At 34.1% G+C, this 15,088-nt stretch carries 11 protein-coding genes; 2 read left to right on the forward strand and 9 right to left on the reverse strand.

Annotation, left to right across the window (positions count from 1 at the left end):
• Nucleotides 1-2: 2 nt before the first annotated feature.
• From DMB68_RS19885 to DMB68_RS19900, 4 genes are all read right to left on the reverse strand, one after another.
• Entirely contained in the window at nt 3-320 is a 318-nt protein-coding gene (locus DMB68_RS19885) for a DNA-directed RNA polymerase subunit omega (RefSeq protein ID WP_007807938.1), read from the reverse strand.
• An 8-nt stretch (nt 321-328) separates the two neighbouring features.
• Nucleotides 329-1,123, reverse strand: coding sequence for an outer membrane protein assembly factor BamD (locus DMB68_RS19890; RefSeq protein WP_110348381.1), 795 nt, complete (start codon nt 1,121-1,123; stop codon nt 329-331).
• 134 nt (nt 1,124-1,257) lie between these two features.
• Nucleotides 1,258-2,139 carry a 4-hydroxy-tetrahydrodipicolinate synthase gene (dapA, locus tag DMB68_RS19895; RefSeq protein ID WP_110348382.1) on the reverse strand — a complete coding sequence of 294 codons (882 nt, stop codon included), beginning with the start codon at nt 2,137-2,139 and terminating at the stop codon, nt 1,258-1,260.
• A gap of 16 nt (nt 2,140-2,155) precedes the next feature.
• Nucleotides 2,156-2,668 (reverse strand): DUF6913 domain-containing protein, encoded by a 513-nt coding sequence (locus tag DMB68_RS19900; RefSeq protein WP_110348383.1) that lies wholly within the window; start codon nt 2,666-2,668, stop codon nt 2,156-2,158.
• Nucleotides 2,669-2,715: 47 nt separating this feature from the next.
• Between DMB68_RS19900 and DMB68_RS19905 the strand changes: the two genes are divergently transcribed.
• Nucleotides 2,716-3,495 carry a 5'-nucleotidase C-terminal domain-containing protein gene (locus DMB68_RS19905; protein ID WP_110348384.1) on the forward strand — a complete coding sequence of 260 codons (780 nt, stop codon included), beginning with the start codon at nt 2,716-2,718 and terminating at the stop codon, nt 3,493-3,495.
• 51 nt (nt 3,496-3,546) lie between these two features.
• On the forward strand, nt 3,547-4,458 hold the full coding sequence (locus tag DMB68_RS19910; protein WP_110348385.1) for a bifunctional metallophosphatase/5'-nucleotidase: 912 nt from the start codon (nt 3,547-3,549) through the stop codon (nt 4,456-4,458).
• Here DMB68_RS19910 and DMB68_RS23690 read toward each other — a convergent pair.
• The 5 genes from DMB68_RS23690 to DMB68_RS19935 form a co-directional block, all read right to left on the reverse strand.
• On the reverse strand, nt 4,448-4,726 hold the full coding sequence (locus DMB68_RS23690; RefSeq protein WP_231131701.1) for a hypothetical protein: 279 nt from the start codon (nt 4,724-4,726) through the stop codon (nt 4,448-4,450). The genes DMB68_RS19910 and DMB68_RS23690 overlap by 11 nt on opposite strands.
• A 385-nt stretch (nt 4,727-5,111) precedes the next feature.
• On the reverse strand, nt 5,112-7,118 hold the full coding sequence (gene ligA, locus DMB68_RS19920) for an NAD-dependent DNA ligase LigA (protein WP_110348387.1): 2,007 nt from the start codon (nt 7,116-7,118) through the stop codon (nt 5,112-5,114).
• Between the two features lie 245 nt (nt 7,119-7,363).
• Nucleotides 7,364-9,298, reverse strand: coding sequence for an OmpA family protein (locus tag DMB68_RS19925; RefSeq protein WP_110348388.1), 1,935 nt, complete (start codon nt 9,296-9,298; stop codon nt 7,364-7,366).
• An 11-nt stretch (nt 9,299-9,309) separates the two neighbouring features.
• Nucleotides 9,310-10,239: a PorP/SprF family type IX secretion system membrane protein gene (locus DMB68_RS19930; RefSeq protein WP_110348389.1), complete on the reverse strand. Its 930-nt coding sequence runs from the start codon at nt 10,237-10,239 to the stop codon at nt 9,310-9,312.
• A 48-nt stretch (nt 10,240-10,287) separates the two neighbouring features.
• The coding region (locus tag DMB68_RS19935; RefSeq protein ID WP_124019456.1) for a T9SS type B sorting domain-containing protein at nt 10,288-15,088 on the reverse strand (4,801 nt) is incomplete at its 5' end.

Genomic DNA, 15,088 nt, shown 5'->3' on the forward strand with positions numbered 1-15,088 from the left:
TATTATTTGTTTGAACCTCTGTGGTATGTTTTACCGTCTAACCATTCCTGAACGGCTAAAGCGTGTGGTTTAGGTAATTTTTCGTAAAATTTAGAGACTTCAATTTGTTCTTTATTTTCAAAAACTTCCTCAAGACTGTCATTGTAAGTAGCAAACTCTTCTAATTTTTCAGTTAATTCTTTTTTAATTTCAGAATTAATCTGGTTTGCTCTTTTAGCCATAATTGTGATTGCCTCATACACATTTCCTGTTGGCTCTTCAATAACCGTTTTATTGTAAGTTATTGTATTTACAGGAGCATTCGTCTTTTTTAAATCCATGACTTTATTTATTTAGTAAATTTTTGTAAATCTGTTTCAACTCTCGCATTCATTTCGTCTGCCTTCACTTTGTATTTTGAGTCGCTTTTAAACTTTAACAAGTTGTTATAAGCAACTTTAGCAACATTTAAACGCTCTTCCATTTTAGCCGGAACACTATTTATAGCCAACTGATATGCTGAATCATATTTGTAAAATAAGGCATCTTCTTTAAAAGGAGTTCCCGGATAATCTGCAATAAAATTATCAAAAGCAATTAATGCTGATTTATAATCGGAAATTGTATTGTAACCCTTAGCATTTTCATATGCCTTTTTTTCAAGTTTTCCGCTTAAAATCTTCACAGCTTCATTTGCCTGAGCAATGTATTCTGAATTTGGATAATTATCAATAAAAGCTTGTAACTTATCCAATGCTTTAACCGTGTCTGTCTGATCTAAGCTATACACAGGAGCCAATTTAGAATAACTATAGGCACCTAAAAAAGCAGCTTCCTGAACTTTTTCACTTCGTGGATAACCCGATACAAAACTTTCAAATTGATATCCTGCCAAATAATATTGTTTTGTTTTATAATACGACTGGGAAAACATATAAAACAGTTTTTCCGCCTGAGGTTTTCCTCTGTATGTTGGTGCTAATTGCTCAAAAAGTCTGATTGCTTTATTATACTTTCCTGCTTCATACATCTTTGTTGCAATTTCAAACTTTGCTGCAACATCTTCATTTTTTAATGCCTTTTGGTAATCACTACAAGAACAAAAAAGGGCAACAACAATTAACAGCGATACTATTTTTTTCATTTTCTTACTATTATTATGATTTCTTAGACAATTAGGCAAAGCAAAATCACACCGAAGATTCGGTGGCAAATTTAGTTATTAATTTAGCTACTACAAAATATTTTTTGGTATAATAAAATATGGAGATTTTTATTTTATTTTAATGCTGTTTTTACAAATTCATCTAATCGTTCTGCTAATGATTCATCTACTGATACCAATGGCAAACGTACCGTATTATCAGCAATTCCAAGTAACTGGAACACATGCTTGATTCCGGCAGGATTTCCTTGTTCAAAAATCATATCAATACAATCAGACAAAAAGTAATGCGTTTTGAAAGCCTCATTTACTTTTCGGTTCAGTCCTAAACGAATCATTTCTGAAAATTCTTTTGGAAAACCTTGCCCAATAACTGATATTACTCCTCCTCCTCCCGCTAAAACTATAGGTAAAGCAATCATATCATCGCCAGAAATAACCAGAAAATCTTTTGGAGCATTTTTAATCAACTGAAGTGCCTGAGCCATGTCGCCGGCTGCCTCTTTTATTGCTACCACATTTTCAAATTCATTTGCCAGACGAACAACCGTTGACGGCAGCATATTACTTGATGTTCTGCCCGGAACATTATATAAAATCACAGGTATAGGAGAAGCCTCTGCAATAGCTTTAAAATGCTGATAAATTCCTTCCTGGGTAGGTTTATTATAATAAGGAGAAACAGAGAGAATGGCTTCAAATGCTGAAAAATCCCTGGTTTTTAATTCTTCAACAACCTGCATCGTATTATTACCTCCAACTCCAAGAACCAAAGGCAATCTTCCATTATTTACTTCAATTACTGTATTAATGACTAATTCTTTTTCAGCTTGTGTTAAAGTCGCATTTTCTGCGGTTGTCCCCATAACAACAAGATATTCAACCCCACCATCAATCGAAAAATTAACAATTCGCTGTAATGCTTCGATATCAACTGAAAAATCTTTTTTAAATGGAGTGACAAGGGCAACACCAGTTCCTATTAATGATTGCATATTCTAATTTATATTTTTATTTTATACTTTTTAAATACTTAAACAATTCGAAAACGAAAAGTTTATAATTACCTAAAGAAGTATTTATCATCCACCGATTTATATTTTTATCGATTGATGCAAATCCAACTTTAAATTTAGCTTTTGATTTATTAGTAATCAGTTTCAAAATGGGTTTTTGAACATCGTAATAACTAATCAAAAGATCAAATTCTGTCTCAATAAATTCAGCCAAAAAATCTATCCTACTGTCGCCTTTCCAATCTACATGCTTTTTTCCAAAAGTAGGAAACGAGTATTCTTTTTTGTCCTTAAATTTATTCCTGTACACAACAACTTTAATTCTTTCAAAATCAATCCTATTTGAAACTAATTCCTTTATGAGTGCTTTTGAATGCTTAAAATCACTTTCATCAATCAATAAGCCAATTGTTTGTATATTACTGGTAAAGACTTCATTTTTTACATTATGTAAATTATTTTTTAATGTTTTTTTTATAAAAAAATCCTTCAAATAATTTAAAAACATACTACTTTTACCAGATTACAAAATTAATTATTTAAGTCGCATTTAAGATGGTAAAACTAAAAAAGTATAACGGATTTTTAAAACTTTTTGTTATATTCTTAACACTTTTTTTTATATTTTCATGCAGCCCGAAAAATTATAATGTAACTAAGATAGAAGGAAAACAACTTCCTGTTACTGAAAAAGACAATCAAACTCCTGAGATTGAAAATTTCATCAAGCCTTTTCGGGATCATATCAATAAAGATTTAGACAACGTATTAGCTTATTGTCCGGAAACACTTGATAAAAGCACTGGCAAATGGCAAACAAATATTGGAAATCTACTGGCTGATGTTTGCCTACAAAAAGGCAATCAGGTTTTTAGAGCCCGTGAAAAAAAGGATATCGATTTGTGTTTCTTAAATCATGGCGGAATCAGAGCGATATTACCGGTAGGAAATGTTACTACAAGAACAGCTTTTGAAATTATGCCTTTTGAAAATAATTTGGTGGTACTGGCTTTAAAAGGCGATCATATTCTTGAAATGGTGAACTATATGATTAAAGAAAAAAAACCTCATCCCCTGGCCGGAATGACTTTTACCATTACAAGAGACAATAGTCCTAAAAATATTCTAATTCAGGGAAAACTTCTCGATACAAACAAAACATACTATGTTGCCACAAACGACTACCTGGCAAATGGAGGTGACAGCATGAACTTTTTCCTGAAAGCTGTTCAGAAATTTGATTTGAATTATAAACTTCGAAATGTACTGATTGATTATTTTAAAGAAGTCGATACGATTCCGGTTCCAAAAGATATTAGGATTACAGAAGAATAATCAAATTGAATTAGAGATTAAAACACCCGCTTTTCGCAAAAAACATATAAAATGAAAAGAAGAGAATTTATCGAAAAGACCGCTGCAAGTACTGCACTATTAAGTTTAGGTCTATCATTGAGCAGTTTTGAAACAAACGAAATAAAACATCTAACGGTTCTGCATACAAATGATGTGCACAGCCATATAGATCCTTTTCCTGCTGATGATCCACGCAATCCTAATAAAGGCGGGGTATCGCGCAGGGCAGCACTTATTGAAACTATTCGTAAAGAAAATCCAAATGTACTTTTATTAGATGCAGGTGATATTTTTCAGGGAACTCCTTATTTTAATTATTATGGTGGCGAACTTGAATTTAAGCTAATGAGCATGATGAAATATGATGCTTCTACAATTGGAAACCATGATTTTGATAATGGTCTTGACGGATTGTATGCGCAAATGCCACACGCCAGTTTTGAATTTATCTGTTCTAATTATGATTTTAAGAATACAATCATGAACGGACTTGTAAAACCCTACAAAATCTTCAATAAAAATGGAATAAAAGTTGGTGTTTTTGGTTTAGGAATAGAGCTTGACGGATTGGTTGACAAAAAAATGTACAAGGAAACCGTTTATAATAATCCTGTTGAAATTGCGCAGGATATAACTCAATTATTAAAAAAAGAAGAAAAATGCGATTTAGTTATCTGTCTTTCGCATTTAGGCTATAAATACAAAGAAGACGCAACAAAAATTTGTGATTTAAAATTAGCCGAGCTGACACAGAATATTGATTTGATTATTGGCGGACATACACATACCTTTTTAGACAAACCAACTATTGTAAAAAATAAAGCCGGTGAAAATGTATTAGTAAATCAGGTGGGATGTTACGGAATAAATTTAGGAAGAATAGATTTCTATTTTGATAAAAATAAATCACATACCAATCAGGGTAAATCAATTATTGTTTAATCCTTTTTTTATTTGAAACTATAAAGTATTTTGCCATAAAAAAATACGCCAGAATTTGTGCAATATCCCGAATTAGAATCAATACTAAAGAATAGGAAAAATATTCATTAAAAATAAAAAAGATATCAGAAATTATAAAACTGGTAATCATTAATGTTAACAGCAAGGTAACATAAGTACCTCTGGTTATATATTTTGTATAACATATAATTCCTAAAACACTTAATACAACACCGTAAATCCCGTACAATAAGTGATAATCTTCCATTTTGTCAAACTGTAGACTTAATACAGAAAACAATAAATATAGAATTATTAAAATTACCAGAGCAAGTGGCAGCAGGTCAGTTCTTTTAAGTTTTATCTTTTCAACAATAATCTTTTTGATTAATAGTAAATAAACAAACAAAAAGCATATTAAAGATCCAATATTTGAAATTTCTACATCCATAAGATGAAAAACTTCTCCAACAAAACACAAAGAAAAAATTAAAATTTGGGTTTTACTAATTTTAAAATTATTTGACGAATAAAAGTAGAAGAAAACTGAAGGAATTACAATTGATTTCATACAAACTGTAAGATAATCGTATTGTAGGATATCAAACAAAATTGTAAAAAAAAATGCAGTCGAATATAAAATCAATGAAGGTCTACTTGCTTTCATTCAGTTTATTTATAAATTCTTGTTCAGATAATATTGGAATATTTAATTTATTTGCTTTTTCTAATTTTGCAGGTCCCATATTATCTCCGGCTACTACAAAATCTGTTTTTGCAGAAATGGAGCTTCCTACTTTACCGCCGTTATCTTCTATGGTTTTCTTTAGGTCATCTCTTGAAAACTGAGCAAAAACACCTGACACAACAAATGTTTTCCCAATGAATTTTTCAGTAGCATTTGGATTTATTTTTTCAACTATTTCAAATTGAACACCATAACTTTTTAAGCGGTTTATTATTTGTTTGTTTTCTTCATTTTCGAAAAACTCAATCACACTTTTTGCAATTCGTTCTCCAATTTCATCAACCAAGATTAATTCCATTAACGAAGCCTGGCTTAATGCATCGATGTTTTTGTAGTGTTTTGCTAACTTTTTAGCAACGGTTTCACCCACAAAACGAATTCCGAGTGCAAACAATACACTTTCAAACGGAATTTCTTTTGATTTCTCAACACCATTTACCAGATTTTCAGCAGATTTTTGTGCCATTCTTTCTAAATGCAAAATATCTTCTACTTTCAATTCATATAAATCAGCATAATTATGAACCAGATCATTTTTGAAAAGCAAAGCAACCGTTTCCCCACCTAGACCTTCAATATCCATTGCTTTTCTTGAAATATAATGCTGGATTCTGCCAATAATCTGCGGAGGGCAACCATAGAAATTCGGGCAATAGTGATTGGCTTCTCCTTCGCTTCGAATTAATTCTGTCTGGCATTCCGGACAATGTGTAATATATACTGTTTTTTCTGAATTCTCTGGACGCTGCTCTAAATCCACAGCAATAATTTTCGGAATAATTTCACCTCCTTTTTCAACAAAAACAGTATCATTTATTCGAATGTCTAATTTCTCAATTTGATCAGCATTATGTAATGAAGCTCTTTTTACAATAGTTCCTGCCAATTGCACCGGCACTAAGTTAGCAACAGGAGTTATTGCTCCGGTACGCCCAACCTGATAGGAAATCGAATTTAGTTTAGTTGAAACCTGTTCTGCTTTAAATTTATATGCGATTGCCCAACGAGGTGATTTTGCCGTATAACCTAATTCTTCCTGATGACGGAAACTGTTTACTTTTACAACCACACCATCCGTTTCATAAGGCAATTTATGACGATGTATATCCCAATAGTCAATGAAGTCGAAAACTTCTTGCAAGTTATTGGCCAATTTTGCTTCACTTGGCACTTTAAATCCCCAGTCCCTTGCAGATTGTAAGCCTTCAATTTGTGAAGAGAAAGGCAAATTATTACTTGTTACTGAATATAATAAACATTCTAAAGGACGTTTGGCAACCTCAGCACTATCTTGCAGTTTTAAACTTCCTGAAGCTGTATTTCTTGGATTTGAATAGGGTGTTTCTCCAATTTCAATTAAGTCCTGATTCATTTTTTCGAAACCTTTTAAGGGTAAAATGATTTCTCCGCGTATATCAAACTTATCAGGATAATTTCCTTTTAATTTTAACGGAATTGATTTAATTGTTTTGATATTATTAGTAACCTCATCACCCTGAAAACCATCTCCACGTGTTAAAGCCTGTACCAGTTTTCCATTTTCGTATGAAATACTTATTGAAGCTCCGTCGTATTTTAATTCACAGGTATATTGTAAATCCACATTTCCCAAAACTCTCTGAATTCGGTTTTCCCAGTCCAATAAATCTTCTTTGGAATAGGAATTATCCAAAGAATACATTCTAAATTGATGTGCAATGGTTTTGAAATTTTTGGTAACCGTTCCTCCAACCCGCTGTGTTGGAGAATGCTCGTCAAAAAATTCAGGATGTTTTTTTTCTAAATCCTGAAGTTCCTTCAGTTTTAAGTCAAAGTCATAATCAGAAATTGTAGCGTCATCAAGTACATAATAATTGTAATTGTGCTGATTAAGTTCATTTCGTAAAGCCTGAATTGTCTCTTGAATACTCATAAATTATTAAAATAGTGCCGATTGTAATTTAGAAAAACTGAGCCTCAAAATTAGGATTATTTTTTATTGTAAAATATTAAATCCAAAAAGTTTTAAAAAATCAAAAATCAAGCTGCAAATTAATGCAACTTGATTTTCTTCTTGTCCATTATTCTTAAAAAAGAATTAAACAAAACCAGCTTCCAAACGGTTTTAAGTTCTATACTTTTAAAACTGATAATCAACAACCTAATATAACACCAAATTTATTTTTGAATAATTATAAAGTCCGAACGTCTGTTTAATAAATGTTCTTCTTCGGTGCATTTTACACCATTTTTACATTTATTAATTAATCGGCTTTCACCATAACCAATTGCACTTTCGATTCTTGAAGCATCAATATTTTGTGAAATAATATAATCACGAGTCGATTTTGCCCTGTTATCAGAAAGCTTTAAATTGTAAGCATCTTTTCCGCGGGAATCCGTATGAGATTCAATTTTAATACGGATGTTTGGGAATTTTTGCATGATAAAAACCACTTTTGTCAATTCTTCGATAGCCAAAGGCGTGATATCGTATTTGTCGTAATCAAAATAAATGGGTTTTACGTCTACTTTTTCTACACCTTTTTTCTTTACTACCAAATCATCATAATTGCTGAGCTCAAAATTGATATTTGGAATTTCACCTTCGTTTTGTATTGAAGTTTCTACAATTTTTTCGTCGCTGCTGTAATTCGGTTTTGCAGCAATCATTTTAACTGTTTTTCCGCATGGAACACTTAAGGCATACTTTCCTTCATAATTTGTTTTTGTTTCGCCGAGAATATCACTAAAAGAGTTGTATCCCATAATTACAACGTCTGAAAGAGGTAATTTTGTTTTACGATCTACTGCAATTCCCGAAATAGTCTGATTGCAAACCGGAATCCCCTTGGTAAAAGAATAAATATCATCATCGCCCTTTCCGCCTTCTCTGTTTGAAGACATGTAACCAAAACGACCTGTTTTATCAATTATAAAAGCAAAATCATCTTTATTACTATTTATCGGAGCTCCCAAATTTCGTGGATCAGAAAAACTTCCATCAGATAAAAATTTACTTTCATAAATATCCAGATCCCCCCAGCCGTAATGACCGTCTGAAGAAAAATAAAGCACACCATTGCTGAAAAACGGAAAAAGATCGTTTCCAATAGTATTAATTTTTGAGCCTAAATTTACAGGAGAACTCATGGTTCCATCAGCAGCTATCTTTACATAGTACAAATCGGTTTCCCCGTAACCTCCCGGCATATCTGACGCAAAGAAAAGCCATTCTCCGTCTTCGCTTAATGAAGGGTGCCCGACAGAATAATCATCACTATTGAAAAATACTTTTTGGGGATTTTCTAACTTATTGTCAACTATAGCCCCTTTAATAATTTGAAAATTATTGGTTTTTGTTTCATCAACAACCAATTTATTCTTTTTAACAATGTTTGTAGTATAATAAATTGTTTTACCATCTGCCCCAAAAGTGGCCGTTGCCTCGTGATACTTAGTCATTACATTTGGTAAAAATACTGTTTCATTAAACAAACTCGCATCAGCCTGATTTCTTTCGGCAATATATAAGTTCAAAAAAGGCTGATTATTCCAGGTGTATAGCTTTTCACTAAACTTAGTGGTATCTCTTGCAGAGGTAAAAACAATTTTGTCCTGAAAAAATGTGGCACCAAAATCTGATTTACTAGTGTTGATATCCAGATCTTTTATTTCATAAAGCGATTTGGTTTTGGATAAACTGTCCATTTGCTTTTTTTGAGCCAGATATCTGTTGATTTCATTTTTATCGCCTTTTTTATCCAGATATTCTTTCGTAACCCTATTTGCTTCATCGTAATCCATAACTGCTTTCATAGATTGTATGTAGCGTAAATAGTAAATATCCGTTAAATTATTGCCCTGTACTTCGTATAATTTTCTGTACCATTTTAATGCATTTCTTGAATCGGAAATGAAATAATACGAATCAGCTGCATTCTTTATCGTTTGTGTCGAAGGCTTTTTTATATTCTGTAAAATTTCTTCGTATGCTTTTGAAGCATCGGCATAAGAATAGTTTTTAAACAGTGCATCGGCCTTTTTTAAATTAGTCTGAGCAAAACAAACCGTAAAACTCAAAACTAAACTTAGGATATATAGTTTTTTCATAAGATTATTTTTTAGAAGAATCGAGGTGATTTGATTTTGCTTTCATTTTTGTTAAACTGATATTTCAGAATGATTTCATGCGAACCATCATTATACTTATTCAATTCACTTATTGTGTAATCAAAAGCGTATCCGAGATAAAAACTTCTTGATATTTGAAAACCTGCCAAAGCACTCACAGAATCATCTGTACGATACGATGCGCCGATAACAAATTTTTCATAAATCATAAAATTTGCAGAAACATCAGCGGTAAGTGGAGCGCCACTTACTGCTTTTACTAAAAATGCAGGTTTGAATTTTAAATTTGGATTTAAATCAAACACGTATCCTCCCATAAAATAATAATGCAGACGATCATAATTTATAGACTCCTGAACATCATCATAATAATCATTTTCGATAAAACTTGGAATTGCAAATCCTAAATACCATTTATCGGTATAATAGTAAACCCCTGCCCCAACGGCTAATTTCATCTGATTGTCAATATTCTGATTCAAGAGGACATCATTAGGATCATAATACCTTCCTTTGGTCCAGTCTATATTAAGCATTCTCATACCGGCTTTTAAACCAAATGCCAGCCTTTTTTCATAGCCTAATGCCAAAGAATAAGAAAAGTTTCCATCAACGTATAATTCACTTGAAGGACCAATTTTATCATTAACTACACTAAATCCTAAACCAACTTTTTCGTTTCGGAGTGGTGCGTGAATAGAAAATGATTGTGTTTCAGGAGCACCTGAAATTCCGACCCATTGTGAACGATGTAAAAGTGTAGCTTCTAAAACACCGGTAGACCCGGCATAAGCCGGATTTACCGCCATTGTATTATACATATATTGTGTATACTCAGGATCTTGCTGTGCAGTTGCACTAAATGTGATGATAGAACATATTAAGATTAAATACGTTTCTAATTTTATATATAGTTTCATAACGATACTTATTTAGTTTTAAATTAATTAGATGATTAATAACGGTGCTTATCTCATTATAGATAACCATCCTTTTTTAACTTTTCCGTCTCCAATTTCTATTACATAAAAATAAGTACCGGTTGGCAGCATATCTCCTCTATTTATCACTCCGGATACATTTGCTGTACCGTCCCAATCATTTTGATACCCTCTTTTACTGTATACTAAAGCACCATATCTGTTAAATACTTTTAATTCATTATTTGGATATGATTCGATACAGTCAATTCTGAAAAGGTCATTTGCTCCATCACTATTTGGTGTGAACTCGTTATAAACTGTTAAACAAATTGGTTCTATAGTCGCTGAAGCTGTATTGTTTGTTGGATCAACATCTAAAGGAGTTGAAATTTCAATAGTGGCTACATTTAAGTAATTACCATTTGGCAACACAATGACTCTGATTTCGAGCGTTTCACTTTCTCCAGGACTTAATGTCGGAATTGTCCAAATCTGAGATGCATCATATACACCTGCTGATGTTGAAGCTGATACAAATTCATATCCGCTTGGAAGCAAATCACTAACCAGTGTATTAAGAATAGTACCCTGACCAACATTGTTTACTGTTATTGTAAAGACAATTTCTTCACCGAAATTAGGAGTAGGATTACTAACCGTATTCGTTATAGTAAGATCTGAACATGTTGCTACTGTAACATTTAATGTTTTTGTAGTCGTTTCATCACATGTATTGATGTAAGTTACCGTAACTGTTCCTGCACCGATATCTGACCATGAAACTGTTACAGATCCATCTGCAGTTCCTCCGCCTGAGGTTACTGTTCCGTTAGTAACAGACCAAACATAATTTGATTTTCCGTTTGCTACTGAATATGTTACACCTTGGAAAACACATGGTGTGTCGTCTGTTGAAGTAATTGGATACAAGGCGTCATTTTCAAAACTAACCGTTATTGCTAAACGTGTCGCATTTGCACAGCCATTTGTTATATTGCTAAGTAACGTAGCATAATAAGTTGTAGCTGTAAGCGGCGTATTTGCGGCTAATGGTATTCCTCCTGTTGGATTATTATACCAAACTACATTTGGTTCATTTACCTGAATATTAGCAATTGTTGGTATTTTAGATAAACAAAACTTTTGCGCTGTATTTGTAGTAGTAACTACTCCAGGAACATTCACATTTACTGTAACTATCAATCGAACAGGATTTTCGCATCCTATTGTACTTGAAATAGCTCCATAATATAGCCCTGTAGCTAAAGGTGTTATTGAAGCTAATGCCGTTCCTCCACTCGGATTATTGTACCAAACTACGTTAGCTTCATTTACCTGAATATTGGCTACTGTTGGTGCATTTAATGAACAGAAGTTTTGAGTTGCTGAGTTTGTCGTTGGTGTTGCTGTTGGATTATTAATCGTCACACTTACCTGCAATCTTGTACTGCTTTCACAACCTGTCATCGGATTCAAAATAACTCCATAGTAGATTCCGTTTACTAAAACTGTAGTTGGTGCAAGTGGTGTTACACCGGTTAATGTACCATACCAAACAACATTGGTTTCATTTACCTGAATATTGGCAACCGTTGGTGCATTTGAAATACAGAAATCTTGCGTATTATCTGTAGTTGTTGGTGTAGCCGGGTTAGTTACAGTAACAGTAACCTGTAATCTTACAGCACTTTCACAACCTGTTACTGGGTCTAAAATAGCTCCGAAATAAATGCCGTTTACCAAGGCTGTTGTTGGTGCAATAGCTGTTGTACTGGTCAATGAATTATACCAAACAACATTTGCTTCGTTTACCTGAATACTGGCAACTGTTGGCGCATTCACCAAACAGAAATCCTGTGTATTATCAGTAGTTGTTGGCGTACCAGGATCATCTACAGAAATAGTTACCTGCAAACGAACTGAACTTTGACAGCCTGTTACAGGGTCTAAAATTGCTCCGTAATAAATACCATTAGCCAAGGCTGTTGTTGGTGCGATTGCTGTTGTACTGGTCAATGAATTGTACCAAACTACATTAGCTTCATTTACCTGAATACTGGCAACTGTTGGTGCATTCACCAAACAGAAATCCTGTGTATTATCAGTAGTGGTTGGAGTTAATGGATCAGTAATAGTTACAGTAACTTGTAATCTTACAGCGCTTTCACAACCTGTTACAGGATCTAAAATCGCTCCGTAGTAAATACCGTTTGCTAAAGCTGTTGTTGGTGCTATAACTGTCGTACTTGTCAATGAATTGTACCAAACTACATTAGCTTCATTTACCTGAATACTGGCAACTGTCGGCGCATTCACTAAACAGAAATCTTGTGTTGCATCTGTTGTAGTCGGTGTGCCCGGATCATTTATGGTAGCAGTAACCTGTAATCTTACAGCGCTTTCACAACCTGTTACTGGGTCTAAAATAGCTCCGTAATAAATACCGTTTGCTAAAGCTGTTGTTGGTGCAATAGCTGTTGTACTGGTCAATGAATTATACCAAACAACATTTGCTTCGTTTACCTGAATACTGGCAACTGTTGGCGCATTCACTAAACAGAAATCTTGTGTTGCATCTGTTGTAGTCGGTGTACCCGGATCATTTATGGTAGCAGTAACCTGTAATCTTACAGCGCTTTCACAACCTGTTACTGGGTCTAAAATCGCTCCGTAATAAATACCGTTTGCTAAAGCTGTTGTTGGTGCTATAGCTGTCGTACTTGTCAGTGAATTGTACCAAACTACATTAGCTTCATTTACCTGAATACTGGCAACTGTTGGTGCATTCACCAAACAGAAATCCTGTGTATTATCAGTAGTAGTTGGAGTTAATGGATCAGTAATAGTTACAGTAACTTGTAATCTTACAGCGCTTTCACAACCTGTTACTGGGTCTAAAATCGCTCCATAGTAAATTCCGTTTGCTAAAGCTGTTGTTGGTGCTATAACTGTTGTACTGGTCAATGAATTATACCAAACAACATTTGCCTCATTTACCTGAATATTGGCAACTGTCGGTGCATTCACCAAACAGAAATCCTGTGTATTGTCTGTTGTAGTTGGAGTACCAGGATCATTGATTGTAATAGTAACTTGTAATCTTACAGTACTTTCACAACCTGTTACTGGGTCTAAAATCGCTCCGTAGTAAATTCCGTTTGCCAAAGCTGTTGTAGGTGCGATTGCTGTTGTACTGGTCAATGAATTATACCAAACAACATTAGCCTCATTTACCTGAATACTGGCAACTGTTGGTGCATTCACCAAACAGAAATCCTGTGTATTATCAGTAGTGGTTGGAGTTAATGGATCAGTAATAGTTACAGTAACTTGTAATCTTACAGCGCTTTCACAACCTGTTACAGGATCTAAAATCGCTCCGTAGTAAATACCGTTTGCTAAAGCTGTTGTTGGTGCTATAACTGTCGTACTTGTCAATGAATTATACCAAACAACATTTGCCTCATTTACCTGAATACTGGCAACTGTCGGCGCATTTACTAAACAGAAATCTTGTGTTGCATCTGTTGTAGTCGGTGTGCCCGGATCATTTATGGTAGCAGTAACCTGCAATCTGACAGCACTTTCACAATTGGTTACTGGATCTAAAATCGCTCCGTAGTAAATACCGTTTGCTAAAGCCGTTGTTGGTGCGATTGCTGTTGTACTGGTCAAGGAATTATACCAAACAACATTAGCCTCATTTACCTGAATACTGGCAACTGTTGGTGCATTCACCAAACAGAAATCCTGTGTGTTATCAGTAGTGGTTGGAGTTAATGGATCAGTAATAGTTACAGTAACTTGTAATCTTAAAGCGCTTTCACAACCTGTTACAGGATCTAAAATCGCTCCGTAATAAATACCGTTTGCTAAAGCCGTTGTTGGTGCGATTGCTGTTGTACTGGTCAAGGAATTGTACCAAACTACATTAGCTTCATTTACCTGAATACTGGCAACTGTTGGTGCATTCACCAAACAGAAATCCTGTGTATTATCAGTAGTGGTTGGAGTTAATGGATCATTTATGGTAGCAGTAACCTGTAATCTTACAGCGCTTTCACAATTGGTTACAGGATCTAAAATCGCTCCGTAGTAAATACCGTTTGCTAAAGCTGTTGTTGGTGCTATAACTGTCGTACTTGTCAATGAATTGTACCAAACTACATTAGCTTCATTTACCTGAATACTGGCAACTGTCGGCGCATTTACTAAACAGAAATCCTGAGTATTATCAGTAGTGGTTGGAGTTAATGGATCATTTATGGTAGCAGTAACCTGCAATCTGACAGCACTTTCACAATTGTTTACTGGATCTAAAATAGCTCCGTAATAAATACCGTTTGTTAAAGCTGTTGTTGTGGCAATAGCTATTGTACTGGTCAAGGAATTATACCAAACAACATTTGCTTCATTTACCTGAATATTGGCAACTGTTGGTGCATTGACTAAACAGAAATCCTGTGTATTATCTGTAGTAGTCGGTGTACCTGGGTCGTTTATGGTAGCAGTAACCTGCAATCTGACAGCACTTTCACAACCTGTTACTGGGTCTAAAATCGCTCCGTAATAAGTACCGTTTGCTAAAGCTGTTGTTGGTGCAATAGCTATTGTACTGGTCAAGGAATTATACCAAACAACATTTGCTTCGTTTACCTGAATATTGGCAACTGTTGGTGCATTGACTAAACAGAAATCCTGAGTATTATCTGTAGTAGTCGGTGTACCTGGGTCGTTTATGGTAGCAGTAACCTGCAATCTGACAGCACTTTCACAACCTGTTACTGGGTCTAAAATCGCTCCGTAATAAGTACCGTTTGCTAAAGCTGTTGTTGGTGCAATAGCT

The organism is Flavobacterium hydrophilum, from assembly GCF_003202405.1.
GTDB lineage: Bacteria > Bacteroidota > Bacteroidia > Flavobacteriales > Flavobacteriaceae > Flavobacterium > Flavobacterium hydrophilum.